Raw genomic sequence first — 23,373 nt, forward strand, 5'->3', positions numbered from 1 at the left:
CGGCGGCCAGTAGGACGGTCAAGGCGTGGAGGGCTACGCCTGGGACTCATGGCTTCAGGACGGGCCCTTTCATGAAGATCTCGCGAATGTTCTCGAAGTTGAGGTAAGGCGCTGCCCCGTAACGGCCTTGGAGATAACCGCGTTCGATGTTCTCGTCACGCCGGGTGTGGAATTCGGCGAGTGAGTAGAGGCTGGTGGCCCCGGAGTCGTCCTTCTCGGTGAACCAGACCTCGTCCCTGGCCAGAACCTCCTCCTCGAGCAGGGAGCCGAGGAGCGTGGTGTCATGCGAGGAGAAGATGAGCTGGGCGCCGTGCCGATTGATGTCAGGGTCCTTGAACATCCGGATCAGCGTCGAGCTGAGCAGCGGATGCAGGCTGGAGTCGATCTCGTCGGCGAGCAGGGTGCCGCCGATGTAGAGAATGCTCAGCGTATGCCCCAGCAGGGAGAGCCATGCCCTTGTTCCCGCGCTCTCCTCCTCCAGGCTCAGCGGCGGAGCGTCGATCCGGCGGCGCAGGACCACCTTTTTCTCCTGCGGGCCTGTCTCCACGAGTTCCATGCGCTCGACGCCCAGGTCCGCGATGCGGAGGAGTTCGTTGATGTCGTCCGTCACATATTCCGCGTCCAGAATGTGCTTCACGACGTCGAGGCGGAACTTCTCGTGGATCTCGCCGTGCTGGATGAAGTAGGCGCCGCTGGACGTCAGGCTCTCGTAGAGGCCGCTGAGCAACGGATGGTTGTTGGAAGCCGCGCAAGAGAGGTAGAGCGAGTTCGGGCGGGTGAGCTTGCGTATGCGCTGTGTCTCGCCGGTGAGACCGCGTCCGAAGGTGAAATCGGCTGGCCCGCTGCGGTCGAAGAGTCTCCTGGTGCGGCCACGCGGAAAGGTGTTGAGCCATTCACCGAGCACCATTTCGTCATCGGCCTCGAAGCCGTAGGAGTAGCGGACGCCCTCATGGAGGAAATCGATCTCGTAGAACGACGGGGTCTGCCGTCCTGCGGGGGAGAGCTTGAACGGTCGTCGCGGCACGCCTCCGGTCGGCTTCCAGTGGGTGTGGGACAACCGGATGGCATCGGACATCCACCGCAGGGAGTCCAGGACGTTGGACTTACCTGAGGCGTTGGCCCCGTAAATGCCGGCGACCTCAAGTGGTGTTGCCCGCTTGGCCTCTCCCCGGCGTGACGCGGCCGTCAGGGAGAGCGTCTGCTCGTCGCGGATCGACCGGTGATTGGCGACCCGGAAACGCAACAACACAGCCTTCTCCCCGCCTTGCAGTCGACTGGAACCTTACACTTTCAAGCCTCCTCAGGGAGAGTTTCCCCGTGACGAGCCCGCCAAGCGCGGACAGCGTGCAAAGGGGGCAGGCCGGTCTCCGGTGACGCCACCAGCACCCGGCACCCCGCCGCCAGGGCCGCCGCGATCCCCGCCGGGCTGTCCTCGATGGCCACGCACCTCGACGGCGCGGCCCCCAGCCGCCTGGCCGCCTCCAGGTACGGATCGGGCCACGGCTTCCCCCGCTCCGTGTCCTCGTTCGTGATCACCAGGTCGAACGCGTGCCCCAGCCGTGGCAGCACCAGCTCCACGATGCTCCGGGGAGAGGCGCTGACCAGCGCGGTGGGGATGGCGCTGGCGGCCAGGCCGGCGAGCAGTTCGGGCGCTCCCCGCACCACGGTCAGGTCCTGGTGGATGCGTTCGGCGAAGGCGTCGGTGAGGGGACCGGTGAGGGTGACGGAGCCGAGGTGGACGGCCACGTCCTCGATGGTGCGCCCGTGGACGAAGGGGACGTCCGCGTCGGTGAGCGGACGTCCCGCGACGGCGGCGACGGCCTGCCACCACAGCCCTTCCGTGTCCACCAGGGTGCCGTCCATGTCGAGCAGGACGGCCGCCGGGTCAGACGGCATCGGCGGCCACGACGGGGGCGGGGACAGTGACGGTGCGGGCCGCCACGAGGACGGGCCGCTCCACCAGGCGCACCTGGACGCGAGCGCCGGGGCCGAGCGTGGCGGCCTCGTGGCCGGGCACGTCGGCGAGCACCTCGCCGCCCTCGACGGCGAGGCGCAGCCGTACGGAGGCGCCGCGGAAGGAGGCGGCCAGCACCTCGGACGGTCCGTCGTCGGCCGGGACGACCCGGACGGCTTCCGGACGGACCAGCACGTCCACGGACGGATCCGCCGGAACGGGACCGTCCACGGGCAGGAGCTGGCCGAGGACCGTGACCTGGGCGCCGGAGACCTGCCCGGCCAGGTGGTTCATGGTGCCGACGAACTCGGCCACGAACGGCGTGGCGGGGCGGTCGTACACCTCGGCGGGCGCGCCGACCTGCTCCAGCCGTCCGTCGCGCAGCACCGCGACCCGGTCGGCGATCGACAGGGCCTCCTCCTGGTCGTGGGTGACGAAGACGGTGGTGATGCCCAGGTCGAGCTGGAGGCGGCGGATCTCCTCGCGCAGCGCGACCCGTACCTTGGCGTCCAGCGCGGACAGCGGCTCGTCGAGCAGCAGCACGCGCGGCTCCAGGGCGAGCGCGCGGGCCAGCGCGACGCGCTGCTGCTGGCCGCCGGAGAGCTGGTGCGGGTAGCGGTCGGCGTGCGTCGGCAGGCCGACGAGTTCGAGCAGTTCGGCGGCCCTGGCGTGCCTGGTGGCCACGGGGACCTTGCGGACGCGCAGGCCGAAGGCGACGTTGTCGCGGGCGTTCAGGTTGGGGAAGAGGGAGTAGGACTGGAAGACCATGCCCGCGTCCCGCTTGTTGGCGGGGACGTCGGTGACGTCCTTGCCGTCCACCAGAACGGCGCCCGAGTCGGGCCGTTCGAACCCGGCCACGCAGCGCAGCGCCGTCGTCTTGCCGCAGCCCGAGGGGCCGAGCAGGGCGACGAACTCGCCGGGCGCGATGACGAGGTCGAGGCCGTCGAGCGCGACCGTCTTGCCGAACGTCCGCCGCAGCGCCCGGAACTCCACCGATGCGGTCATTTCCCCCCCTTTTTCCTGCTGAAGACCGTGGACACGGCCAGCAAGAGCAGCCAGATGAGCAGCAGGCTCAGGATCGACACCGCGACCGAGAGCTGCCCCTTGGACCCCGACACGGTCACGATCCACACCGCGAACGGCTCGTAGCCGAGCAGGCTCGCCACGGTGTACTCGCCCAGCACCAGCGCCAGCGTCAGGAACGACGCGCTGGCCAGCGCCGAGCGCAGGTTGGGCACCACGACCCGCATGAGCACGTACGGCCACGACGCCCCGAGGTTGCGGGCCGCCTCGACGAGGGTCCGCACGTCCATGGTGCGCAGCCCGGCGTCCAGCGACCGGTACACGAACGGCAGCACCAGCACCACGTACGCCAGCACCAGCACCACGGGGAACGCCGGGTCCTGCACGGCGATCAGGGTGGCCCAGAACGGCGTCGGGGCCAGCAGGTCGGTCCCGCCGCGCAGCGCCGTGCCGATCCCGACCACGAACGTGATCGGCGGCACGATCAGCGGCAGCGTGCACAGCACCTCCATGACGGGCCGCAGCCGGGGCGCGAAGAGCCGGACGGCCAGCATCGCGGGCAGCGTCAGCAGCAGCACGAGCACGATGGTGGCCACGGACAGCCCGAGCGAGAGCGACAGCGACCGGACGAAGCCCTCGGCCGTGAGCAGTTCCCCGTACGCCGACAGCGACACGCCGGCGGTGGGCGTGTAGACCGTGTACCAGAAGGCGGTGCCCAGGGGCACCAGGAAGTAGATCGCGGCGAGCAGGAACACCAGCCCGCGCCACCAGGCCCGCCGGGGGCGCGTGGCGGTGCCGGAGACCCGTTCCAGGCCGGTCAGTGCAGCCATCGGGAGGTCCTCCTCTGCAGCGGCAGGTAGATCGCCATGACGAGCCCGGCGACCACGACCATGTCGAGGCTGAGCGCCAGCGCGATGTTCTCGTAGCCGATCAGCACGTCGCCGGTCAGCGCGCTGGCGATCTTCAGGGTGACGAGCGGGACGACGGTGCCGACCATGGCGTTCGCGGTGGCGTACGCGGAGAAGGCGCCGCCGAACAGCAGCACGAACCCGCCGAGCATGGCCGGCGCCAGCACGGGCAGCGCGACGAGGCGCCAGTAGTGCCAGGCGGTGGCCCCGCTGTTCGCCGCCGCCTCGTACCACTGCGGGCGCAGCCCGTCGAGGGCGGGGGCCATGGTCAGCACCATGAGCGGGATGGAGAAGTACAGGTAGACCACGACCAGCCCCCAGAACGTGTACAGGGAGCCGGAGGGCAGCCCCACCAGGCCGCTGACCACGCCGGAGTTGCCGAGCGTGGCGATCCAGAAGAACGCCAGCGGCACCCCGCCGAAGTTGGCCAGCACGCCGGACGCGGTCAGCACGGCGTCGCGCAGCAGCGTGCTGCGCGAGGCCACGATGGCGTACGCGAGGAACGTGCCGAGCACGGCCCCGAGCACCGCCACCACGGCCGACAGCCGCACGCTGCCGAGCATGGCGGTGAGGTAGCCGCCCTGGAGGCTCTGCGACACGTTGGCCAGGCTGAGCCGGCCCTGCGCGGTGAACGCCCCCGCCACCAGCACGATGGCGGGAACGCCGAACACGAGCGTGAAGAACGCCAGCAGCGGCAGCGCTCCGAGCCAGCCCCTGGACGATCGGGAGCGGGTCATCCCGAGATCGCGGTGTCCCAGCCGGCGGCCAGCTTGGCCTTGGCCGCGTCCACCTGCTCGGGCGTCGGGAACGCCGGCTCGCCCTCGACGGCGGGCAGGTTGGCGGTCAGCGTCTTGTCCACGGTGCCGTCGGCGGTCATCGCGGGCAGCAGGACGGGGCGGGCGAAGCCCTTGAGGTAGAGGTTCTGGCCTTCGGCGCTGTAGAGGTACTCCTGCCACAGGCGGGCGGCGGCCGGGTGCGGGGCGTCCTTGTTGACGGCCTGGGCGTACATCTGGAAGTACTTGCCGTCGGTGGGCACGTTCACCTTCCAGTCGATGCCCTTGGCGGTGAGCTGGGGCGCGTAGGCGGCGTTGTTGTAGTCCCAGTCGATGCTGATCTTGGTCTCGCCGTTCTCGATGGTGGCGGGCGTGGTCTCGACCGGGTTGTAGTTGCCGGCGTCCTTGAGCTTCTTGAAGAAGTCGATGCCGGGCTGGATGTCGTCGAAGGAGCCGCCGTTGGCGATGGCGGCGGCGTACACGCCTGCGAAGGCCGAGCCGGACTCGGTCGGGTTGCCGTTCATCGCGACCTGCCCCTTGTACTCGGGCTTGAGCAGGTCGGCGAAGCTCGTCGGGCAGGTCTTGATCTTCTTGGCGTCGCAGCCGATGGAGACGTAGCCGCCGTAGTCGTTGACCCACAGCCCCGTCGGCTCCTTCTGGCCCTCGGGGATCTTGTCGAACGCCTGCACCTTGTACGGCGCGAACAATCCCTCCTTGGCCCCGCTGATCGCGAACGACTGGCCGAGGTCGAGCACGTCGGGGGCGCGGTCCTGGCCCTTGCGCGTCTTGACGGCGTTGATCTCGTCGGCGCTGGCCGCGTCGGGGGTCTCGCTCTCGATCTTGATGCCGTACTTGGCCTGGAACTTCTCGATGATCTCGCCGTAGTTGGCCCAGTCGGGCGGCAGGGCGATGACGTGCAGCGTGCCCTCCTTCTTGGCCGCCTCGACCAGCTTGTCCAGCCCGCCGAAGTCGGCGGCGGACGTGGCGGTGGCGGCGTTCACCCCGCCTTGTGAGGCCTGGGTGGTCTGCTGGGTGCCGGGAGCGGCGCCGCACGCCGCGGTGACTAGGGTCAGGGTCGCGGCGGCTGCGGCCGCACGGGCGCGAGGTGTGAACACGACGCCTCCACTTTCCAGGGGGTGTGGCAAGAACGTAGGGGAACTTGTACAAACAAGCGAGCACCAGTTAGTCGCATCAATGTTGCTCTTTCGTGAATGGGAAGGATCGGGGATGGTTGCGCGCTATGAACGGATCGCCGATGAGCTGCGGGACGAGATCCTGTCCGGCGCTCATCCGATCGGTTCCCAGCTCCCCAGCGAGGCGGAGCTGGCGGAGCGCCACGGCGCGGCGCGCGGCACCGTACGCCAGGCGATCGCCGTGCTGGCCGCCGAGGGGCTGGTCGGCTCCCGGCAGGGCGCCAGGCGGATCGTGCTCGGCAGGACGCGCAGCCAGAGCTTCGCCGAGTTGCACAGCTTCGCCCAGTGGGCACGCGCGAACGGTTACCGCTACGGTGGCCAGGTGATCGCCCAGCGCCGCAGGGCCGCACGGGGCCCCGAGTCCGCCAGGCTGGGTTCCTCGGAGGTGCTGGAGGTGCTGCGTGTGCGCACGCTGGAGAGCGAACCCGTGCTGCTGGAGCGGACGGTGTACGCGGAGTGGGTGGCGGGCGCGGTCGAGAAGCTGCCCGCCGACTGCGAGTCGGTTACCGAGGCGCTGTACGACTCCATCGGCCTCGTGTTCGCTTACGGCGAGCACCTCATCGACGCGGTCCCGGCGGGGGCGCAGGACGCCCGCCTGCTGGGAGTGCGCCGCGGCAGCCCGCTGCTGCGCCAGCGCAGGACCACGACCACCCACGAGGGCCGTCCCGTGGAGTCCTCCGACGACCGTTACCGCGCAGGCAGCGTGGCCTTCAGCATCCGCAACTCGATCGGCGCCAACCCGCTCGTACGGCAGGCCGGCGACTTGCGTTTCGGCGCCGGAGAACATATGTTCGAGTCATAGCACCCGCCTTCCCCCGGGTGGCTCAACATACGGACCAGAGCCGCGGGGAGAAGCGATCTTGAGCAGACTCTATGGCGATCCGATAGAGGTGTGGACCCGAGACGGGGAGCCGACCCAGTTCGTCTGGCGCGACCGGCTCTACCTCGTCCGCCGCGTCCTCGATCAGTGGGTGGTCGCGCGCGAATGGTGGAAGACCGGCGAGGGCGACCCCGGCGAGCGCCAGTTCTGGCGGGTGGAGGCCAGCCCCGGCCGCGAGGTCGGCTCCTACGAGCTGCGTTACGACACCGCAGGCAACGGCTGGCTGCTGATGAGGGCGTGGGACTGATGGCGCCCCCGTTCCCGCACCTCCACGTGAGCTCCGCCTACTCCATGCGCTACGGCACCGCCTTCCCGCGGGCACTGGTGAACCGCGCGGCGGAGCACGGGATGGACATCCTCGCCCTGACCGACCGCGACGGCCTCTACGGCGCGGTCAAGCACGTCCAGGCGTGCGCGGACGCCGGCATCGCGCCGGTCGTCGGCGTGGACCTGGCGCTCGACGCCCCCGCCCCGGCCTTCAACCCGGTGCCGGGAGGCCGCAGGCCGCGCCCGCGAACCGGCGCCGACGCGGAGGACCGCGTCACCGTGCTGGCCCGCGGCAAGGGCTGGTCCCGCCTGTGCCGCCTGGTCACGGCCGCGCACCACGCGGGGGAGCGCGGCGCGCCCAAGGTGACCCGCGAGCTGGTCGGCGAGTGGGCCGGCGGCCCCGGCGAGCACGGGTTCGGCGCGGAGGACGGGCTCGTGGTGCTGCTCGGCCCCAGGTCCGACGTGGGCCGCGCGGTGGCCGACCGGCGCGACGAGCACGCCATGGCGCTGCTCGGCAGGTGGCGCGCCGCCGTGCCCGGTGTGGTGATCGAGCTGGTCGACCAGTACGGCTTCCGCGACGCCACCACCGCCGTGCGCATGCTCGGCCTGGCCGAGACCATGGGCGTGCCCGCCGTCCTGACCAACGCCGTCCGCTACCTCGACCCCGCCGACCACCAGGTCGGCGACGTGCTCGACGCGGCCCGCCAGCTCGTCCCGCTGCACCCGCGCCACCTGGAGCGCACCACCTCCCACGCCTACCTCAAGAGCACCAAGGAGATGTGGCAGGTGGCGGCCAAGGTGTGCGGCGCCGACCAGGAGCGGGTGGGCAGGCTGCTGTTCACCACCAGGCGGCTGGCCGAGGCGTGCGCGATGGAGCCGCTCGACCTGCTCGCGCTGCGCAACGACCCGCCGGGCCTGCACCTGCCGGAGATCGGCCGCGACCCCGTGCCGCTGCTGCGCCACCGGGTCGAGGACGGCCTGTTCAGACGCGGCCTCGACCGCTCGGGCGACGCCAGGCGGCGCCTGGACGACGAGATGGCCATCATCGAACGCAAGCGCCTGTCCGGCTACTTCATCGCCGTGGCCGGCATCACGGACATGATCCGCGACAGGGGCATCCGCTGCGCCATCCGCGGCTCAGGCGCCGGCAGCCTGGTCAACTACCTCATCGGCATCGGCGAGGTGAACCCGCTCGAACACGGCCTGCTCATGGAGCGCTTCCTGTCGGAGGGCCGCGTCGGGCTGCCCGACATCGACGTGGACGTCGAGTCGGCCCGCCGCCTCGACTGCTACCAGGCCATCTTCGACCGCTACGGCGAGTCCAGGGTGGCGTGCGTGTCCATGATGGAGACCTACCGGGCCCGCAGCGCCATCCGCGACGTCGCCGGGGCGATGGGCCTGCCGCCGCACGAGATCGACGCCATCGCCAAGGCGTTCCCGCACATCAGGGCCAAGCAGATCACCGCGTCCCTGGAAGACCTGCCCGAGCTGCGCGAGAGCAGGCTCGGCGAGGCCGGGCTCGACCGCGTGTTCCGGCTGGCCGAGAAGCTCGACGGGCTGCCCAGGCACATCGCGCTGCACCCGTGCGGCGTGCTGATCGGCAACGCCGGGCTGCGCGACCGCACGCCGGTGGAACGCAGCCTGCTGGAGTTCCCGATGTCGCAGTTCGACAAGGACGACGTCGAGGAGGCCGGGCTGCTCAAGCTCGACGTGCTGGGCGTGCGGATGCAGTCGGCCCTGGCGTACGCGCTGAGCGAGGTCAAGCGCGTGGACGACGTCGTGATCGAGCTGGACACCCAGCAGGGCGACGACCCCGAGGTCCAGTACGTGCCGCACGACGACCAGGACACCTACGACATGATCTGCGCCGCCCGCACCCTCGGCTGCTTCCAGATCGAGTCGCCGGGCCAGCGCGAGCTGGTCGCCAAGCTGGAGCCGCGCAAGATGCACGACCTGATCGTGGACATCTCGCTGTTCCGCCCTGGGCCGGTCAACTCCGACATGGTCACCCCCTACCTGGAGGCCAGGGGCGGGTGGCGGCAGCCGTACTACCCGCACGAGCGGCTGCGGGAGGCGCTGAGCGAGACGCACGGCGTCGTGGTCTTCCACGAGCAGGTGCTGAAGATCATCTCGGTGATGACCGGGCGCGACCTGTCCTACGCCGAGAAGCTGCGGCGCACGCTCGACACGCCGGAGGGCCGGGCCAGGGTGCGCCGGGCGTTCGTCCCCCTGGCCCAGGCCAACGGGTTCGACGCCGCGGCCGTGGAGCGGGCCTGGCAGGTGCTGGACGCGTTCGGCTCGTTCGGGTTCTGCAAGGCGCACGCGGCGGCGTTCGCGCTGCCCACGTACCAGTCGGCCTGGCTCAAGCGGCACCACGCGGCGGCGTTCTTCGCCGGGGTGCTCACGCACGAGCCCGGCATGTACCCGCCGCGCGTCATCATCGACGAGGCCAGGCAGTGCGGGGTGCAGATCCTGCCGCTCGACATCAACAACTCGGGCAAGGACTGGCAGGTGGAGCGGCTCGGGCCGCGCGTCGAGGTTCGCGTGCGGCCCGCCGACCTGCCCGCCGACCCGGGCGACGCCCGGCAGCGGGTCAGAAACTTCAAGATCTCGGAGATCGGCAAGGGGTACGCGCTGCGGGTGCCGTTCTCGGCGATCAAGGGCGTGAGCGAGGCCGAGGTCGAACGCATGGTGGCGGGGCAGCCGTACACGTCGCTGGCCGACTTCTGGGACCGGGCCAGGCCCTCACGGCCCACGATCGAACGGATCGTCCAGGTCGGCGGCCTCGACGCGCTGCACGACCTGCACCCGGGCGACGGGCGCCGCTGGCGTCCCGGCGAGCTGACCAGACGCGACCTGATCGCCCACGTCGGCGCGCTCGACCGCGCGTCGGCGATCGGCGTGCAGGCGGGCCCGCGCAGGTCCAAACGCTACAACTCGCACATGGACCTCTCCAGGAACGCGGCTCCCCCGGCGGTGCAACTCCCGCTCGGGTTCGGCGAGAGGATGTCGCCGGGGGAGCTGCCCGAGATGACGGAGACGGAGATGGTCGAGGCCGAGCTGGAGATTCTCGGCATCGACGTCAGCAAACACGTCATCAGCTTCCACGACGAGCTCCTCGACGCGCTGGGCGTGGTGCGTTCCAGAGACCTGCTCACCCGGCGCAACGGGACGGAGATCCTCGTCGCCGGGGTCAAGGTGGCCACCCAGACGCCGGCCATCCGCTCGGGCCAGCGCGTCATCTTCACCACCCTCGACGACTCGACGGGGCCGATCGACCTGACCTTCTTCGAATCGGTGCAGGGGCGGTGCGCGTCCATCGTCTTCGGGTCGTGGCTCATGCTGGCCATGGGGGTGGTGCGGCGCACGGGGGCGCGGGCGGTGTCGCTGCGGGCGGTCGACTGCTGGAACCTGGCCGACCTCGACGCGCTGTGGCGGTCCCGGGGGATCGAGGCGGTGCGGGCCGCCGTCGAGCGCGCGCCGGAGGAGCTGGCGGGGGTCGGCGGGCGCAAGATCGAGTACGCCAACGGGTACCGCCTGTCGCCCTACTCCGACCTCGCCCCAGCCGTCACCAACGCGCCCCGGCAGCTCTGGCACTCCAGCCCGGGCAGCTCCGGCCCCACGGCGGCCTGACGGGCGCTCAGCTCGTGCGCCCCACCGCCGTGGAGCCCGGCGCGGGCTGCGGCGCCTGCGGCGAGAACGTGTGCACCGTGCCGGCCTCGACCGGACGGGCCGAGCGGGCGGCCCGCTGCAGCCGCGTCAGCTCCCGCACCGTGCACCCGCACAGCAGCGCCGCCACCGAGGCGCAGGCCAGCTCCGGCACCCCCACCCCGGTGAGGTCACCGGCGGAGGCGTCGAGCGGCAGCCGGATGGTGAACAGCGCGATCGTGCCCAGCCACGCCGCCCACCAGCCCGCCAGCAACGCCAGCCACCGCCCGCGCCGCCCGGCCGGCGGGCGGGTGCCGCGCCAGACCTCGTCGACCAGCACCGCGGGCGCGATCAGGTTGACGCCGGGAAGCAGCCAGGCCGCGGCGACGGGAGCGGTCGCGGCGGAGCGGTCGTTGGCCTGCCTGGCGCGCACGAGCCAGGTCACGTAGGCGGCGGCGGCGGCGATCGTGGTGCCCGCCACCAGCATCATCAGCACCGCGAACAGGGTCACCGCCCCCACCACGGCCTCGGCGTCAGCCCCCTGGGGGCGTCCGCCGAAGGCGGCCAGCTCGGCGGCGAGCCGGCGCCCGCGGGACAGCTCGAAGCTCACGAGAGCGCCGAGGGAGAGGATCTGGGCGGTGAGCGTCAGGTGGACGGCGGAGGCGGCTCTGGTGGGCGATGCCTGGGTGTAGCGCACGTTGATCTCCCCCCGGGCCATGCGCTGAGGTTCTGATTCACTTGTATCCCGGCAGCCCCGCTGTTAATCAGCTCACCACGCCGGATTCCCACGCCCAAGCTGCGATTTCAACTCGATTGCGGACACCGAGCTTGGCCTGGATGCTGCCCAGATGCGTCTTGACGGTCGACAGCGACACGAACAGCTCGCCGGCCACCTCCTGGTTGGTCCGCCCCCTGGCCACCAGGCGCACGACGTCCAGCTCGCGCTCGGTGAGCGGGTCGTTCGCGGGCAGCGCGGCGGGCCTGCGGGGCTGCGCCAGGTGCTGCAGCAGCCGCACGGTGATCGACGGTGACACCAGCGCGTCGCCCGCCGCCGCGGCTCTGACCGCCTCGATCAGCAGCGTGGGGCCGCTGTCCTTGAGCAGGAAGCCGGTGGCGCCGGAGCGCAGCGCCCCGTACACGTACTCGTCCAGGTCGAACGTGGTGACGATGACGACCCGCAGCGGGTTCTCCACGCCGGGGCCGGCCAGCACGCGGGTCACCTCCAGCCCGTCGAGCTTGGGCATCCTGATGTCGAGCAGGCACACGTCAGGACGCAGCCGCCTGGCCTCCGACACGGCCTCGGCCCCGTCGGCGACCGCGGCCACGACCTCCATGTCCGGTTGGGCGTCCAGGATCATCTGAAATCCGGTGCGCACCAGTTGCTGGTCGTCTGCGATGAGAACCCGAATAGTCACGGCCCCAACTCTAAGGATCAGCCGTTCGGCCGAGGCGGTTATGGTCGCACGGCCGATCCGCCGTCCCCTGCTCCGGCGGGAGCCTGGACGGCATGAACGACGTGCTTGTTGGACGAGCCCTGGCCAAGAGGTTCGGGCAGACGGTCGCCCTGGGCGGCGTGGACATCGCGGTACGGGCGGGCGAAGCCGTGGCGATCATGGGGCCGAGCGGTTCCGGCAAGTCGACCCTGCTGCACTGCCTGGCCGGCATCATGAAGCCGGACGCGGGCGAGGTACACCTGCTCGGGCAGCGCATCGACGCGCTGGGGGAGCGCAAGCGCAGCGCGCTGCGGCGCACCCGCTTCGGCTTCGTCTTCCAGTTCGGCCAGCTCCTGCCGGAGCTGCCCGCCGAGGAGAACGTGGCGCTCCCGCTCATGCTGGGCGGCGTACCCAGGGTCCAGGCCGTGCGGCAGGCCCGCGACTGGTTCGGCCCGCTCGGCCTGGGCTCCATGGAGTCGAGGCGGCCCGGCGAGCTGTCCGGCGGTCAGGCGCAGCGGGTGGCCATCGCCAGGGCGCTGGTCACCAGGCCGGCCGTGGTCTTCGCCGACGAGCCCACGGGGGCGCTCGATCAGCAGACCGGGCAGGAGACGATGCGGCTGCTGGTGGAGGCGACCAAGCACAACGACGCGAGCCTGATCGTCGTCACCCACGACCCGAACGTGGCCGCCTGGTGCGACCGCACGGTCGAGGTCCGCGACGGCCGCCTCCTGACCAGCACGAGCGGAGCCTTCGCGTGAACCTGGAACTGACTTGGCGGCTGCTCAGGGGCGGCGGGCGCAAGGGCATGCTCGGCACCTGGCTCACGCTGGCCGCCGTCGCGGTGGCCACGGCGCTGCTGCTGTTCGCCGTGGCCGCGAACTCCGCCTTCCAGGCAAGGGCCGAACGCGGCGCCTGGCGCAACCCCGTCCCGGCCGCGGCGGGAGCCGCGGTGGCCGTCGAGGCGTCGCGCTTCGACTTCGTCCGCGACCGGACCATCACCGTCGTCGACCTGGCCGCCCTCGCGGGCAGGAACCCGGCGCCGCCGCCCGGCATGCCGCGCTTCCCCGCGCCCGGCGAGGTGTGGTTGTCGCCGGCCCTGGCTGAGCTGGCCGAGGAGCTGCCCGCCGAGGAGCTGTCCGGCCGCTATCCGAACCTGAAGGGCGTGCTCGGGGACGAGGCGCTCGTCCACCCGGACGAGCTTGTCGCGGTCGTCGGCCAGCGACCGGACGCCCCGGCCATGACCGCCGAGCGATCCGACGACTGGATCATCGCCAAGCCGCCCGTCAAGGTCGCGGACCTGGCCGGCCTGCCGAGCGAGGACGCCGAGGCCTACCAGGCGCTCTCACTGGTGGCCAGCGTGCTGATGGTCGTGCCGCTGCTGGTGTTCGGGGGCGCGGCGGCCCGGCTCACGGTGGCCAGGCGCGACCAGCGGCTGGCGGCGTTGCGCCTGATCGGGGCGACGCCCGGGCAGGTGGTCGCGATGACCGTGGCGGAGGCGGTGATCGTCGCGCTGGCCGGCGCGCTGGCGGGGGCCGTCGTCTTCGCCCTGGCCGTGCCCCTGCTGGCCATGATCGAGATGCAGGGCGGGCCGTGGTACGCCGCCGACCTGTTCCCCGGCCCGCTCGTGCTCGCCGGGGTGCTGGTCGCGGTGCCGCTGCTGGTGGGGCTGTCGGCGGTGGCGGGCCTGCGGCGGGTGGTGGTGAGCCCGCTCGGCGTGGCCAAGCGGGAGACGCCGCCCGCCATGCGCTTCGTACGGGTGCTCGCCCTGCTGGCGGTGCTGATCGCGTTCCCGGTCCTGACCAGGGGCACCAGCGTGGCGATCGTGGCGGTGGCGCTGACCCTGGCGTTCCTGTGCGTCAACCTGGTGGGGCCGTGGGTGGTCGGCCTGATCGGCCGGATCACGGCGGCGACCGCGCGGGGCCCGGCCCGGCTGCTCGCCGGGCGGCGGCTGGTGGACGATCCGCGCTCCGCCTGGCGCACGGTGAGCGGGGTGGCGCTGACCGGCTTCGTGGCGGGCTTCCTCGGGCTGCTCAGCCCGTCCGGCTTCGCCACCGAGGTGACGGGGCCGCCGCAGCTCCGCGTCACCGCCCCGGCGGGGCAAGCCGCGGAGGTGGCCACGCAGGCCCGCGAACGGCTGCGCGCGGCCGGGGTGACGGCCACGGTGCGGCCCGTCAAGAACGTCGTGGTCGCGGCCCTGGGCAGCTCCGCCGACGCGGTCACCCTGGACCGGGCCCGTACGGCGCTGGCCGGGCTGGTGCCGGGCCGCACGCCCACCACCGAGCGTGACGACCGGCGTTTCGGCAGCGAGATCCTGACCGACGTCCGGGTGGGCACGATCGTGGTGCTGTCGGTGTCGTTCCTGGTGGCCATCGCCAGCTCGGGGATCACGGCCACGTCGTCGATCCTGGACCGGCGGCAGACGTACGGGCTGCTGCGGCTGGCGGGCACGCCGCTGGAGGTGCTCGACCGGGCACGGCGGACCGAGACGCTCGTCCCGCTGACGGTGATGGGCGGCGGCGCGATCCTGGTGGGAGCGTTCTGCGCGGCGCCGTTCATGATCGGCGGCATGAACGTGGCCGGCACGCTCACGCTGGCGGGCTGCGTCGTGGCGGGCTTCGCGGGGGTGATCGCGGCGGGCGCCCTGAGCCGCCCGCTGCTCCGCTCGATCACCGAGGACCCGGCACCCCGCCCCGACTGACCTTCCTCCGCTAACCGAGTACGAGGTCGCGGACGAGCTTCAGGGAGGGCTCGTCCCGCACCCCCATCACCAGCAGGCTCGTGACCGGGCTGCGGTGCCACAGCTCAAGCCGCTCCTTGATCCGGCCGGGCGGGCCGACGAGCGAGATGCCGTCGGCCAGCTCGTCCGGGATCGCCCGGAACGCCTCGTCCTTGCGCCCCGCCAGGTACAGCGCCTGGATGTGCTCGGCCGCCTCGGCGTAGCCCATCCGGCCGATGATGTCGGCGTGGAAGTTGCGCTGCCTGGCGCCCATGCCGCCGATGTAGAGCGTCAGCATCGTCTTCACCACGTCGAGCGCGGCCCGCAGGTCGTCGGAGATGAGCACCATCACCATGGCGGCCACGTCGAAGCCGGGCTCGGCGCCGGAAAGCGCCTCGCCGTACATCTCCTCGATCTTCTCGGGGAAGGCGAACAGCGGCAGCCAGCCCTGCGCCACCTCGGCGGCCAGCGCCACGTTCTTGGGCCCTTCCGCCCCGAGATAGAGGGGGATGTCGGCGCGGAGCGGATGCGTGATGGACTTGAGCGGTTTGCCCAGCCCGCCGGGCAGCGGCAGCGGGTAGTGGCCGCCGTCGCTGGTGACCGGCTCCTCGCGGGCCCACACCTTGCGCATGATCTCGACGTACTCGCGGGTCCTGGCCAGCGGCCTGGCGAACGGCTGGCCGTACCAGCCCTCCACCACCTGCGGCCCAGAGGCGCCCACGCCGAGCAGCAGCCGGCCGCCGGTGAGGTGGTCGAGGGTCATGGCGGTCATGGCCGTCGTGACGGGGGGTCTGGCGGAGATCTGGGCGATCGAGGTGCCCAGTTTGATGCGGGACGTGCGTGCGCCGTACCAGGCGAGCGGGGTGAAGACGTCGCTGCCGTACGCCTCCGCCGTCCACACCGAGTCGTAGCCGAGCCGCTCGGCCGCCAGGACCGATTCGGTTGCGTCGTCGGCGTTGCGCTGCCAGTAGCCGAGGTTCAGGCCGAGCTTCATGGGACACCTCCGGAATTAAGTTCTATTACGGCCGGGGATGTCCCAAGTGTCAATGGAGGATCTTCCGGGGAAGTCACACTCTGTGCTCAAGGTCCTCTGCCGACTCGCCTGCCTGCTGCTTCTCCTGCCGGCGGCCGAACCCACGGTCGCGCAGGGCGACTCCCGGCCCAACATCGTCGTCGTGCTGGCCGACGACCTGGAGACCGGCACCCTGCCCCTCTTCCCGAACATCTCGCAGCACCTGGTGGATCAGGGCGCCTCGTTCGACCGCTTCTTCGTGACGAACTCCTGGTGCTGTCCCTCCAGGGCGTCGATCCTGCGCTCCCAGCACGTCCACAGCCACGGCGTGCTGACCAACACCGCCCCCGAGGGCGGTTTCGACCGCTTCCACGCGCTCAATCTGGAACGTTCCACGATCGGCACCTGGATGCAGCAGGCCGGCTACCGCACGGGCTTGATGGGCAAGTTCCTCAACCACTATCCGGGCGAGGCGGCCGGCGAGGCGTACGTGCCGCCAGGCTGGGACGAATGGGACGTGCCGGTACGCAAGCTCTACGAGGAGTACGGCTACCGCCTCAACGAGAACGGCGTGCCCCGCGACTACGGCTGGGAGGAGCAGGACTACCTGTCCGACGTGCTGGCCCGCAAGGCCCACGACTTCATCACCGGCTCGCGGCAGCCGTTCTTCCTCTACCTGGCCCCGATCGGCCCGCACAACCCCGCCAACCCCGCCCATCGGCACGCGCACGCCTTCCCGCTGGCCATGGCGCCGCGCACGCCGTCGTTCAACCAGACGGACGTGAGCAGCGAGCCGTACTGGCTGCGCAACAGGCCCGCCCTCGCGCTCGACACGCAGGCCGACGTGGACGAGCACTACCGCAGGCGGCTGCGCGCCATGCTCGGCGTGGACGACCTCGTCGGCTCGGTGATCAGCGCCCTGCGTGAGACGGGGGAGCTGGACGACACCTACATCTTCTTCACCTCGGACAACGGCTTCCATCTCGGCACGCACCGCCTCAAGCAGGGCAAGACCACCCCGTTCGAGGAGGCGATCAGGGTCCCCCTCGTCGTACGCGGCCCCGCCGTCGCGGCCGGCTCGACGATCACGCACCTGGGCGCCACGATCGACCTCGCCCCGACCGTCGCCGAGCTGGGCGGGGCCACGGTCCCGGCGTTCGCGGAGGGCCGCTCGCTGGTGCCGCTGCTGCGGGCCAGGCCGCCCTCGGAGTGGCGCGAGCACGTGCTGGTGGAGTTCACCCGGCCGGCGAACCGGTCGTCGGCGGCCCAGACGCCCGTGCCCGCCTACCAGGCGTTGCGCACCGGGCAGTACACCTATGTCAGGTACGAGACGGGGGAGCGGCAGCTCTACGACCTGAACGCCGACCCCTACCAGCTCAGCAACCTGGCGGCGACCGCCGATCCGGCGCTGGTCGCGCGCCTGGACCAGCGGCTGTCGGCGATGGTCGCCTGCTCGGGCGCGAACTGCCGCCAGGCCGACAGGCTCCGTTAGCGGAACAGTGACGGGTAGGCGTGCGCCAGGTGCTCCGACACGGCTTCGGTCGCCTCGCCCGCCTCGCCCCGCTCGATGGCCTCCAGGATGCGTACGTGGTCGGCGCGCAGGACCGAGGTGTCCCCGAGCCGTTGCACCGCCTCGACCGAGTACCTGCGCATCGAGTCGCGCAGCGAGCGCATGATGGCGGCGATGAGCCGGTTGCCCGAGGCGTCCGCGATCGCGCAGTGAAAGGCCGTGTCGTACTCGACGAACTCCTCGGCCGTGCGCGCCCCGTCCATCCCGGCCAGCGCGGCGGCCAGGGCGGAGGTGTCGGCGCCCGCCGTGGCGGCCTGCGCGGCGGCCCACTGCTCGATCATGTGCCGGGTGTCGATGACCTCGCGCATCTCCAGGCTGGCCAGGCCGAGGTGGAGGCGGAGCAGGTCGGTCAGCGCCGAGTCGGGGCGCGAGGTGAGCACGGCGCCCGCGTCGGGGCCCCGGCCGACCTGGGAGGAGACCACGCCGAGGGTCTCCAGTACGCGCATCGCCTCGCGTACCGAGGAGCGGCTGACACCGAGCTGCTCGGCGAGCTGGCGCTCGGCGGGCAGGCGGTCGCCCACGGTGAGCCCGTCCTCGGCGATGCGCCGCTCGATCTGAGCGAGTACGTCCTCGAACGTCCGCGTCCGCTTGACGGGACGCCAGCCGGTGTCCTCCACCCCGGAGCCTCCTCATGCTGGCCGGAAACGTTGTGGTTCGATATGGTCTGACCATACTGTGGTCGGACCATACTTCGGAAGGAGAGCCGTGCGAGTCGCCCTGTTCATCACGTGCGTGAACGACACGCTCTTCCCGGGCACCGGCAAGGCCGTGGTGTCGCTCCTGCGCAGGCTCGGCTGCGACGTGGACTTCCCCGCCGCCCAGACGTGCTGCGGGCAGATGCACGTCAACACCGGCTACCGGGAGGAGGGCGTGCGGCTGGCGAGGCACTTCACGGAGGTGTTCGCCGGGTACGACGCGGTCGTCGCGCCGTCGGGGTCGTGCGCGGCCATGGTGCGCGAGCAGTACCCGAAGCTGGCCAAGCCGGGCAGCAGGGGAGCGGCGGCGATCGCGGAGGTCACGCCGAAGGTGTACGAGCTGTCGGAGTTCCTGATCGACGTGCTCAAGGTCGAGGACGTCGGCGCGTACTTCCCGCACCGGGTGACCTACCACCCGACGTGCCACTCGCTGCGCGGCCTGCACCTGGGCGACCGGCCCACCCGGCTGTTGCGGCACGTCAGGGGCCTGGAGCTGGTGCCGCTGCCGGGCGCGGAGGAGTGCTGCGGCTTCGGCGGCACGTTCGCGGTGAAGAACCCGGCGGTCTCCGCCGCGATGGGCGCCGACAAGAGCCGCAACATCATGGACACGGGCGCCGAGGTGCTCTGCGCGGCCGACAACTCCTGCCTCATGCACATCGGCGGCACCCTGAGCCGCCAGCAGACCGGCGTCAGGACCATGCACCTGGCCGAAATCCTCGCCTCGACGGAGGAGGCCCAATGAGCGCGACATTCCTCGGCATGCCCGGAAATTTCCCGCAGAACTCCCGGAAGGCCGTCCAGGACTCGCAGCTCCGCTTCAACCTCCGCAAGGCCACCCACACCATCCGCGGCAAGCGGGCGAGCGTCGTCGGCGAGCTGCCCGACTGGCAGGAGCTGCGCGCGGCCGGCAAGGCCATCAAGGACCACACGCTGCACAACCTCGACCGCTACCTTCTCCAGCTGGAGGAGGCGGTCACGCGGGCGGGCGGCACCGTGCACTGGGCCAGGGACGCCGCCGAGGCCAACCGCATCGTGGCCGGCCTGGTCAAGGCGACCGGCGAGACCGAGGTGGTCAAGGTCAAGTCGATGGCCACCCAGGAGATCGAGCTCAACGACGCGCTGGCCGCGCAGGGCATCACCGCGTACGAGACGGACCTGGCGGAGCTGATCGTCCAGCTCGGCGACGACTTCCCGAGCCACATCCTGGTCCCCGCGATCCACCGCAACCGGTCGGAGATCCGCGAGATCTTCCTCGACAAGATGCCGCACGTCACCCCCGACCTGACCGACGACCCGCCCGCCCTCGCCGAGGCGGCCCGGCTTCACCTGCGCGAACGCTTCCTCAGAAGCAAGGTGGCGATCTCCGGCGCCAACTTCATGGTGGCCGAGACCGGCACGCTGGTCGTGCTGGAGTCCGAGGGCAACGGCCGCATGTGCCTGACCCTGCCCGAGACCCTCATCAGCGTCGTCGGGATCGAGAAGCTGCTGCCCTCCTGGCGGGATCTGGAGGTGTTCCTCCAGCTCCTGCCGAGAAGCTCCACGGGTGAGCGGATGAACCCCTACACGAGCATGTGGACCGGCGCCGTCGAGGGCCAGGACTTCCACCTGGTGCTGCTCGACAACGGCCGCACCGACGTGCTCGCCGACGAGGTGGGCCGCCAGGCGCTGCGCTGCATCCGCTGCTCGGCCTGCCTGAACGTGTGCCCGGTGTACGAGCGGGCGGGCGGCCACGCCTACGGCTCGGTCTATCCGGGCCCCATCGGCGCGATCCTCACCCCGCAGCTCAGAGGCATGTCCTCGGAGCTGGACGCCTCGCTGCCGTTCGCCTCCAGCCTCTGCGGAGCCTGCTACGAGGCCTGCCCGGTGGCCATCGACATCCCCGAGGTCCTGGTCGATCTGCGCGCCAAGGCGCCGCACGCGGCGGCGGAGAAGGCCGGCATGAAGGTGGCCGGCTGGATACTCAACGACCACGAGCGGCTGGCCAAGGCGCAGCGCGCGGCCGGCAAGGTGCGCAAGCTGGTGCCGAAGCGGCTGCCAGGCCCGCTGATCTCTGCGTGGACCGACACCAGAGACCTGCCGGACATTCCCGAAGAATCCTTCAGAGACTGGTGGGAGCGCAATGAGCGCGCGTGAGGAGATCCTCGCCAAGGTCCGCAAGGCCGTCGCCGGGGCGGCGGACGCCGAGATCCCCCGGCACTACCGGGCGCAGCGGCAGCCCGAGGGCCTCGTCGAGCTGTTCGCGGAGCGGGTGGACGACTACCGGGCGATCGTGCACGTGGTCGCCTCCGCCGACCTCCCCGCCAAGATCGACGAGTGCGTGGGCGGGCGGCGCATGATCGTCCCCGACGGCTTCGGCCGCGAGGGCGGCTGGGACGACCTGAACACCGCCGACGGCGTGATCACGAACTGCGCCGTCGGCATCGCCGAGACCGGCACCATCGTCCTCGACCACGGCCCCGGCCAGGGCACCAGGGCCCAGACGCTGGTCCCCGACTACCACCTGTGCGTGGTGCGGGCCGGTCAGATCGTGGCGGGCGTGCCGGAGGCCGTGGCCCGGCTCGACCCGTCCCGCCCTCTGACCTGGATCAGCGGCCCCTCGGCCACCAGCGACATCGAGCTGAACCGGGTCGAGGGCGTCCACGGCCCCCGCACCCTGGAAGTGATCATCAGTACCTGAGCACCGCCGCCACGTCCTCGACCGAGCCGGTGAACCACAGCTCGGCGTCCGTCATCGCGGCCGCCCTGGCCAGCGCGGAGTCCGAGCGCTCCTGCACGGGCTCGCTCACGCCCCAGCGCTGCAGCTCGCCCCGGTCGGTGGCGAGCTGCGTGCCGCCCTCGCCGATCCACACGGAGCCGGGCAGCTCGCCGGGCAGCAGCACCGCCTGCACCCGTCCCTCGCGCAACGCCTGCGAGACCCGGGCCATGCCGGTCGGGCCGGCGGACTCCTGATGACGTTCGAGCAGCTCAGCCCGCCTGCGGTCGAGCCACTCGTCCAGCGCGCGCTCCACGTCCCGCTCGAACTGGCCGTGGTCGTCGCGGCTGCCGTGCTCGACCATCATCACCCGGTCGGCCGCCTTGGTGCCGAGGTGGCGCAGCAGGTACGAGCGCGACTTCGGCTCACCCGCGACCAGGATCAGCTCGGCGCCGATCCTGCGCACCTGCTCGTCGATCTCGTGGGCCACGGCCGCCGCGTTCTTCTCCCACGCCTCGTCCACGGCCCGCTCGTACCGCTTCTGCGACCATCCGCCCTGGGCGGTCTTCTGCAGCGGCCACTTGGCGGCCTCCACCGTGGTCTTGCGCGGCGACCCGCCGCCGAACACGGTCACCTCCGCCCCCGCGTGGTCCACGATGACGCGGATGTGCGGCACGTTCTCGCCGCGCCGCATGAGCAGCGGCGTGATGTGCGGCAGCGGCGTCCAGGTCGCCATCTCCGACGGCGCCTCGCGCAGCGACTCGGCCAGCACCACGTCACCGTGCGTGGCGAACAGCGCCCGCCCGGCGGCGGCGCTCAGCGCCTCGCCCTCCAGGGCGTCCAGGGTCGCCTTGTCGCCCCGGCCGTCGTGCCCGTCGAGCCGGTCGCGCATGCCGCGCCAGTGGCTCTCTCGCTCAGGGCCGGTGAGCGCGCCCAGGTACACCGAGGCGTACGGGCCGCGCCGCTCGTACAGCGGCCGGATGAAGTCGAGCCGCACCGGTCACCACCTCCGCTTCTCCACGCCGAGACCGAGCGCCTTGGCGACGTCGGCCATGTTCGTGTAGCTCCGCTCGGGCAGCGACTCCACCATGTCGATCACCGGATCGGGCGCGCCCTCGCGGTGGGCGCGCGCCAGCAGGTCCCGCTTGGACGAGGGCCAATGGGTGTCGCTCAACCACTTGGCGAGATCACTGCGGACGTCCACGTCCCGCTGCGTCATGCCCTCGGGGACGCCAGGCCCGTGGCCCGGCGCGTACGAGTGAGGCGACTCCTCGCCGGCTGCCGGCATGGCCTCGGGCTGCTTCCACTCCTCGGCATGCGTCGAGCCGCCACCGCGAACCAGACCCTCGGTCTCGTGCTTCTGCTCGTCGTCGAGCCGGGGGCCGTGCTTGTCGCTCCCACGTTCCATCATTGACCTCACTCCTCTCAATCCGCCCCTACCCCCGCTTTCGTGGGCAAACATCGCCACTGTGTACCCTCCACAGCGTGTTCGATCCCGACGTGAGCATCGCCACGGAACGGCTTGCACTCCGGCCGTTCAGCCCCAAGGACACCCTGCGCATCCGCTCCATCGTGCAGTCCGGCGCCCAGTTCCTCCCGCCGGGCGCCCCCGCCAAGGTCTCGCAGATCGCCGCCTGGCTCATGCACGGCGTGCACGAGCTGCGCCGCTCGGGGCAGGGCGTCCACCTCGCCATGACCGACGCCGAAGGGCTCATCGTGGGCGCCATCAGCCTGTTCAAGACCTCGTGGAGCGCGGGCACGACCGAGGTCGGGTACGGCGTGCACCCGCTCTACCGGGGCCGCGGCTTCGCCACCGAGGCGGTGCGCGGCCTGACGGCCTGGGCGTTCGACACCCTGGGGCTGCGCAGGGTCGACCTGACCGCCAGGCTCGACAACCTCGCCTCGCTCCGCGTCGCCTGCAAAGCGGGCTTCACCTGGGAAGGCGTGCTCCGCGACGCGGTGCTGGACGAGGACGGCGCGCACGACCTGGTCATCCTCGGCCTGCTGCGCCAGGACAGGCGCAGGCCCGTCCCCGCCCTGCCGAAGACCGAGTTGCGCACCCAGCGGCTGCTCCTGCGCCCGCAGACGCCCGCCGACGTCCCCGACCTGGCCGTCACCGGGGCGGACCCGATGACCCAGGCGTACACCGGGGTGCCGCGCGGCTACGACGAGGAGCACGCCCGCGGCTACCTCGCCCACGCCGAGCGCCTGCAGATGAGGGGCGCGGGCGCCGCCTGGACGGCCGAGGAGCTGGACACCGGCCGCTTCGCGCTCAACGTGGACCTGCGGGACGTCAACTGGAACAGCAGGAGCGCCGAGGTCGGCTACATGACCGCGCCCTGGGCCAGGGGCAACGGCTACGCGGGCGAGGCCGTGCGGGAGATCGCCCGCTGGCTGTTCGAGCAGCACGGCTTCGCCCGGCTCCAGCTCCGCGCCGCCCCCGCCAACACCGCCTCCCAGCGGGTCGCGGAGAAGGCCGGGTTCGTCCGCGAGGGCGTCGCCCGCGCCTCGCTCGGCGGCGAGGACCTGGTCGTCTACAGCCTCATCCCCTCGGACCTGGCCTAGGCGACACCGGACTGTCCCCCTTGGTGAAACCACTCCGCACCCTT

Annotated in this window: 22 protein-coding genes; 10 read left to right on the forward strand and 12 right to left on the reverse strand. The window is 71.5% G+C overall.

The features are described 5' to 3' along the window. Positions 1-46: 46 nt before the first annotated feature. From FXF51_RS38880 to FXF51_RS38905, 6 genes are read right to left on the reverse strand one after another with little or no spacing between them, the layout of a single operon-like run. Positions 47-1,249 (reverse strand): AAA family ATPase, encoded by a 1,203-nt coding sequence (locus FXF51_RS38880; RefSeq protein WP_148439759.1) that lies wholly within the window; start codon positions 1,247-1,249, stop codon positions 47-49. 41 nt (positions 1,250-1,290) lie between these two features. Further along, positions 1,291-1,896, reverse strand: a complete 606-nt coding sequence (locus FXF51_RS38885) for an HAD family hydrolase (RefSeq protein WP_148439760.1) — start codon at positions 1,894-1,896, stop codon at positions 1,291-1,293. Continuing rightward, complete coding sequence (locus FXF51_RS38890; RefSeq protein ID WP_148439761.1) at positions 1,886-2,959, reverse strand: ABC transporter ATP-binding protein; 1,074 nt, start codon at positions 2,957-2,959, stop codon at positions 1,886-1,888. Before FXF51_RS38890 ends, FXF51_RS38885 begins: the two co-directional genes overlap by 11 nt. Beyond that, the gene (locus FXF51_RS38895; RefSeq protein WP_148439762.1) at positions 2,956-3,807 is read right to left on the reverse strand and encodes an ABC transporter permease; all 852 of its coding nucleotides are present in this window, start codon (positions 3,805-3,807) and stop codon (positions 2,956-2,958) included. Before FXF51_RS38895 ends, FXF51_RS38890 begins: the two co-directional genes overlap by 4 nt. Continuing rightward, the gene (locus FXF51_RS38900; RefSeq protein WP_148439763.1) at positions 3,795-4,622 is read right to left on the reverse strand and encodes an ABC transporter permease; all 828 of its coding nucleotides are present in this window, start codon (positions 4,620-4,622) and stop codon (positions 3,795-3,797) included. Before FXF51_RS38900 ends, FXF51_RS38895 begins: the two co-directional genes overlap by 13 nt. Next, the gene (locus tag FXF51_RS38905; protein ID WP_148439764.1) at positions 4,619-5,773 is read right to left on the reverse strand and encodes an ABC transporter substrate-binding protein; all 1,155 of its coding nucleotides are present in this window, start codon (positions 5,771-5,773) and stop codon (positions 4,619-4,621) included. The genes FXF51_RS38900 and FXF51_RS38905 overlap by 4 nt, the downstream gene beginning before the upstream one ends. A gap of 112 nt (positions 5,774-5,885) precedes the next feature. Between FXF51_RS38905 and FXF51_RS38910 the strand changes: the two genes are divergently transcribed. From FXF51_RS38910 to FXF51_RS38920, 3 genes are read left to right on the forward strand one after another with little or no spacing between them, the layout of a single operon-like run. Then, positions 5,886-6,653, forward strand: a complete 768-nt coding sequence (locus FXF51_RS38910; RefSeq protein ID WP_148439765.1) for a GntR family transcriptional regulator — start codon at positions 5,886-5,888, stop codon at positions 6,651-6,653. 58 nt (positions 6,654-6,711) lie between these two features. Further along, positions 6,712-6,978: a DUF6504 family protein gene (locus FXF51_RS38915; protein ID WP_187414801.1), complete on the forward strand. Its 267-nt coding sequence runs from the start codon at positions 6,712-6,714 to the stop codon at positions 6,976-6,978. Further along, positions 6,978-10,631 carry a DNA polymerase III subunit alpha gene (locus FXF51_RS38920; RefSeq protein ID WP_187414802.1) on the forward strand — a complete coding sequence of 1,218 codons (3,654 nt, stop codon included), beginning with the start codon at positions 6,978-6,980 and terminating at the stop codon, positions 10,629-10,631. Before FXF51_RS38915 ends, FXF51_RS38920 begins: the two co-directional genes overlap by 1 nt. Positions 10,632-10,638: 7 nt before the next feature. Here FXF51_RS38920 and FXF51_RS38925 read toward each other — a convergent pair whose 3' ends face one another. Together FXF51_RS38925 and FXF51_RS38930 are read right to left on the reverse strand one after the other, a co-directional pair. Continuing rightward, complete coding sequence (locus FXF51_RS38925; RefSeq protein WP_148439766.1) at positions 10,639-11,364, reverse strand: DUF4328 domain-containing protein; 726 nt, start codon at positions 11,362-11,364, stop codon at positions 10,639-10,641. A 46-nt stretch (positions 11,365-11,410) separates the two neighbouring features. Continuing rightward, complete coding sequence (locus FXF51_RS38930; protein WP_148439767.1) at positions 11,411-12,061, reverse strand: response regulator; 651 nt, start codon at positions 12,059-12,061, stop codon at positions 11,411-11,413. A gap of 92 nt (positions 12,062-12,153) precedes the next feature. Between FXF51_RS38930 and FXF51_RS38935 the strand changes: the two genes are divergently transcribed. Together FXF51_RS38935 and FXF51_RS38940 are read left to right on the forward strand one after the other, a co-directional pair. Beyond that, positions 12,154-12,837: an ABC transporter ATP-binding protein gene (locus FXF51_RS38935; protein WP_148439768.1), complete on the forward strand. Its 684-nt coding sequence runs from the start codon at positions 12,154-12,156 to the stop codon at positions 12,835-12,837. Further along, positions 12,834-14,777 (forward strand): FtsX-like permease family protein, encoded by a 1,944-nt coding sequence (locus FXF51_RS38940; RefSeq protein WP_148439769.1) that lies wholly within the window; start codon positions 12,834-12,836, stop codon positions 14,775-14,777. Before FXF51_RS38935 ends, FXF51_RS38940 begins: the two co-directional genes overlap by 4 nt. Positions 14,778-14,787: 10 nt before the next feature. Here the strand turns inward: FXF51_RS38940 and FXF51_RS38945 are convergent, their stop codons facing one another. Continuing rightward, positions 14,788-15,789 (reverse strand): LLM class F420-dependent oxidoreductase, encoded by a 1,002-nt coding sequence (locus FXF51_RS38945; RefSeq protein ID WP_148439770.1) that lies wholly within the window; start codon positions 15,787-15,789, stop codon positions 14,788-14,790. Between the two features lie 82 nt (positions 15,790-15,871). Between FXF51_RS38945 and FXF51_RS38950 the strand changes: the two genes are divergently transcribed. After that, complete coding sequence (locus FXF51_RS38950) at positions 15,872-17,299, forward strand: sulfatase (RefSeq protein WP_262380110.1); 1,428 nt, start codon at positions 15,872-15,874, stop codon at positions 17,297-17,299. Here the strand turns inward: FXF51_RS38950 and FXF51_RS38955 are convergent. Then, the gene (locus tag FXF51_RS38955; protein ID WP_148439772.1) at positions 17,296-17,994 is read right to left on the reverse strand and encodes a FadR/GntR family transcriptional regulator; all 699 of its coding nucleotides are present in this window, start codon (positions 17,992-17,994) and stop codon (positions 17,296-17,298) included. The genes FXF51_RS38950 and FXF51_RS38955 overlap by 4 nt on opposite strands. 88 nt (positions 17,995-18,082) lie before the next feature. Here FXF51_RS38955 and FXF51_RS38960 point away from each other — a divergent pair, with 88 nt between their 5' ends. The 3 genes from FXF51_RS38960 to FXF51_RS38970 are packed head-to-tail and all read left to right on the forward strand — an operon-like array spanning position 18,083 to position 20,749. Next, positions 18,083-18,814 (forward strand): (Fe-S)-binding protein, encoded by a 732-nt coding sequence (locus FXF51_RS38960; RefSeq protein ID WP_148439773.1) that lies wholly within the window; start codon positions 18,083-18,085, stop codon positions 18,812-18,814. Further along, entirely contained in the window at positions 18,811-20,205 is a 1,395-nt protein-coding gene (locus FXF51_RS38965; RefSeq protein ID WP_148439774.1) for a lactate utilization protein B, read from the forward strand. Before FXF51_RS38960 ends, FXF51_RS38965 begins: the two co-directional genes overlap by 4 nt. Continuing rightward, positions 20,192-20,749 carry a lactate utilization protein C gene (locus FXF51_RS38970; protein WP_148439775.1) on the forward strand — a complete coding sequence of 186 codons (558 nt, stop codon included), beginning with the start codon at positions 20,192-20,194 and terminating at the stop codon, positions 20,747-20,749. The genes FXF51_RS38965 and FXF51_RS38970 overlap by 14 nt, the downstream gene beginning before the upstream one ends. Here the strand turns inward: FXF51_RS38970 and FXF51_RS38975 are convergent. Next, the gene (locus tag FXF51_RS38975; protein ID WP_148439776.1) at positions 20,739-21,761 is read right to left on the reverse strand and encodes a Vms1/Ankzf1 family peptidyl-tRNA hydrolase; all 1,023 of its coding nucleotides are present in this window, start codon (positions 21,759-21,761) and stop codon (positions 20,739-20,741) included. The two genes, FXF51_RS38970 and FXF51_RS38975, sit on opposite strands and share 11 nt — an antisense overlap. A gap of 3 nt (positions 21,762-21,764) precedes the next feature. Continuing rightward, the gene (locus FXF51_RS38980; protein WP_262380111.1) at positions 21,765-22,175 is read right to left on the reverse strand and encodes a DUF2795 domain-containing protein; all 411 of its coding nucleotides are present in this window, start codon (positions 22,173-22,175) and stop codon (positions 21,765-21,767) included. Between the two features lie 74 nt (positions 22,176-22,249). Here FXF51_RS38980 and FXF51_RS38985 point away from each other — a divergent pair, with 74 nt between their 5' ends. Continuing rightward, complete coding sequence (locus FXF51_RS38985) at positions 22,250-23,329, forward strand: GNAT family N-acetyltransferase (RefSeq protein WP_187414803.1); 1,080 nt, start codon at positions 22,250-22,252, stop codon at positions 23,327-23,329. Positions 23,330-23,373 lie beyond the last annotated feature (44 nt).

Source organism: Nonomuraea sp. PA05 (genome assembly GCF_008086045.1).
GTDB classification, from domain to species: Bacteria; Actinomycetota; Actinomycetes; order Streptosporangiales; family Streptosporangiaceae; genus Nonomuraea; species Nonomuraea monospora.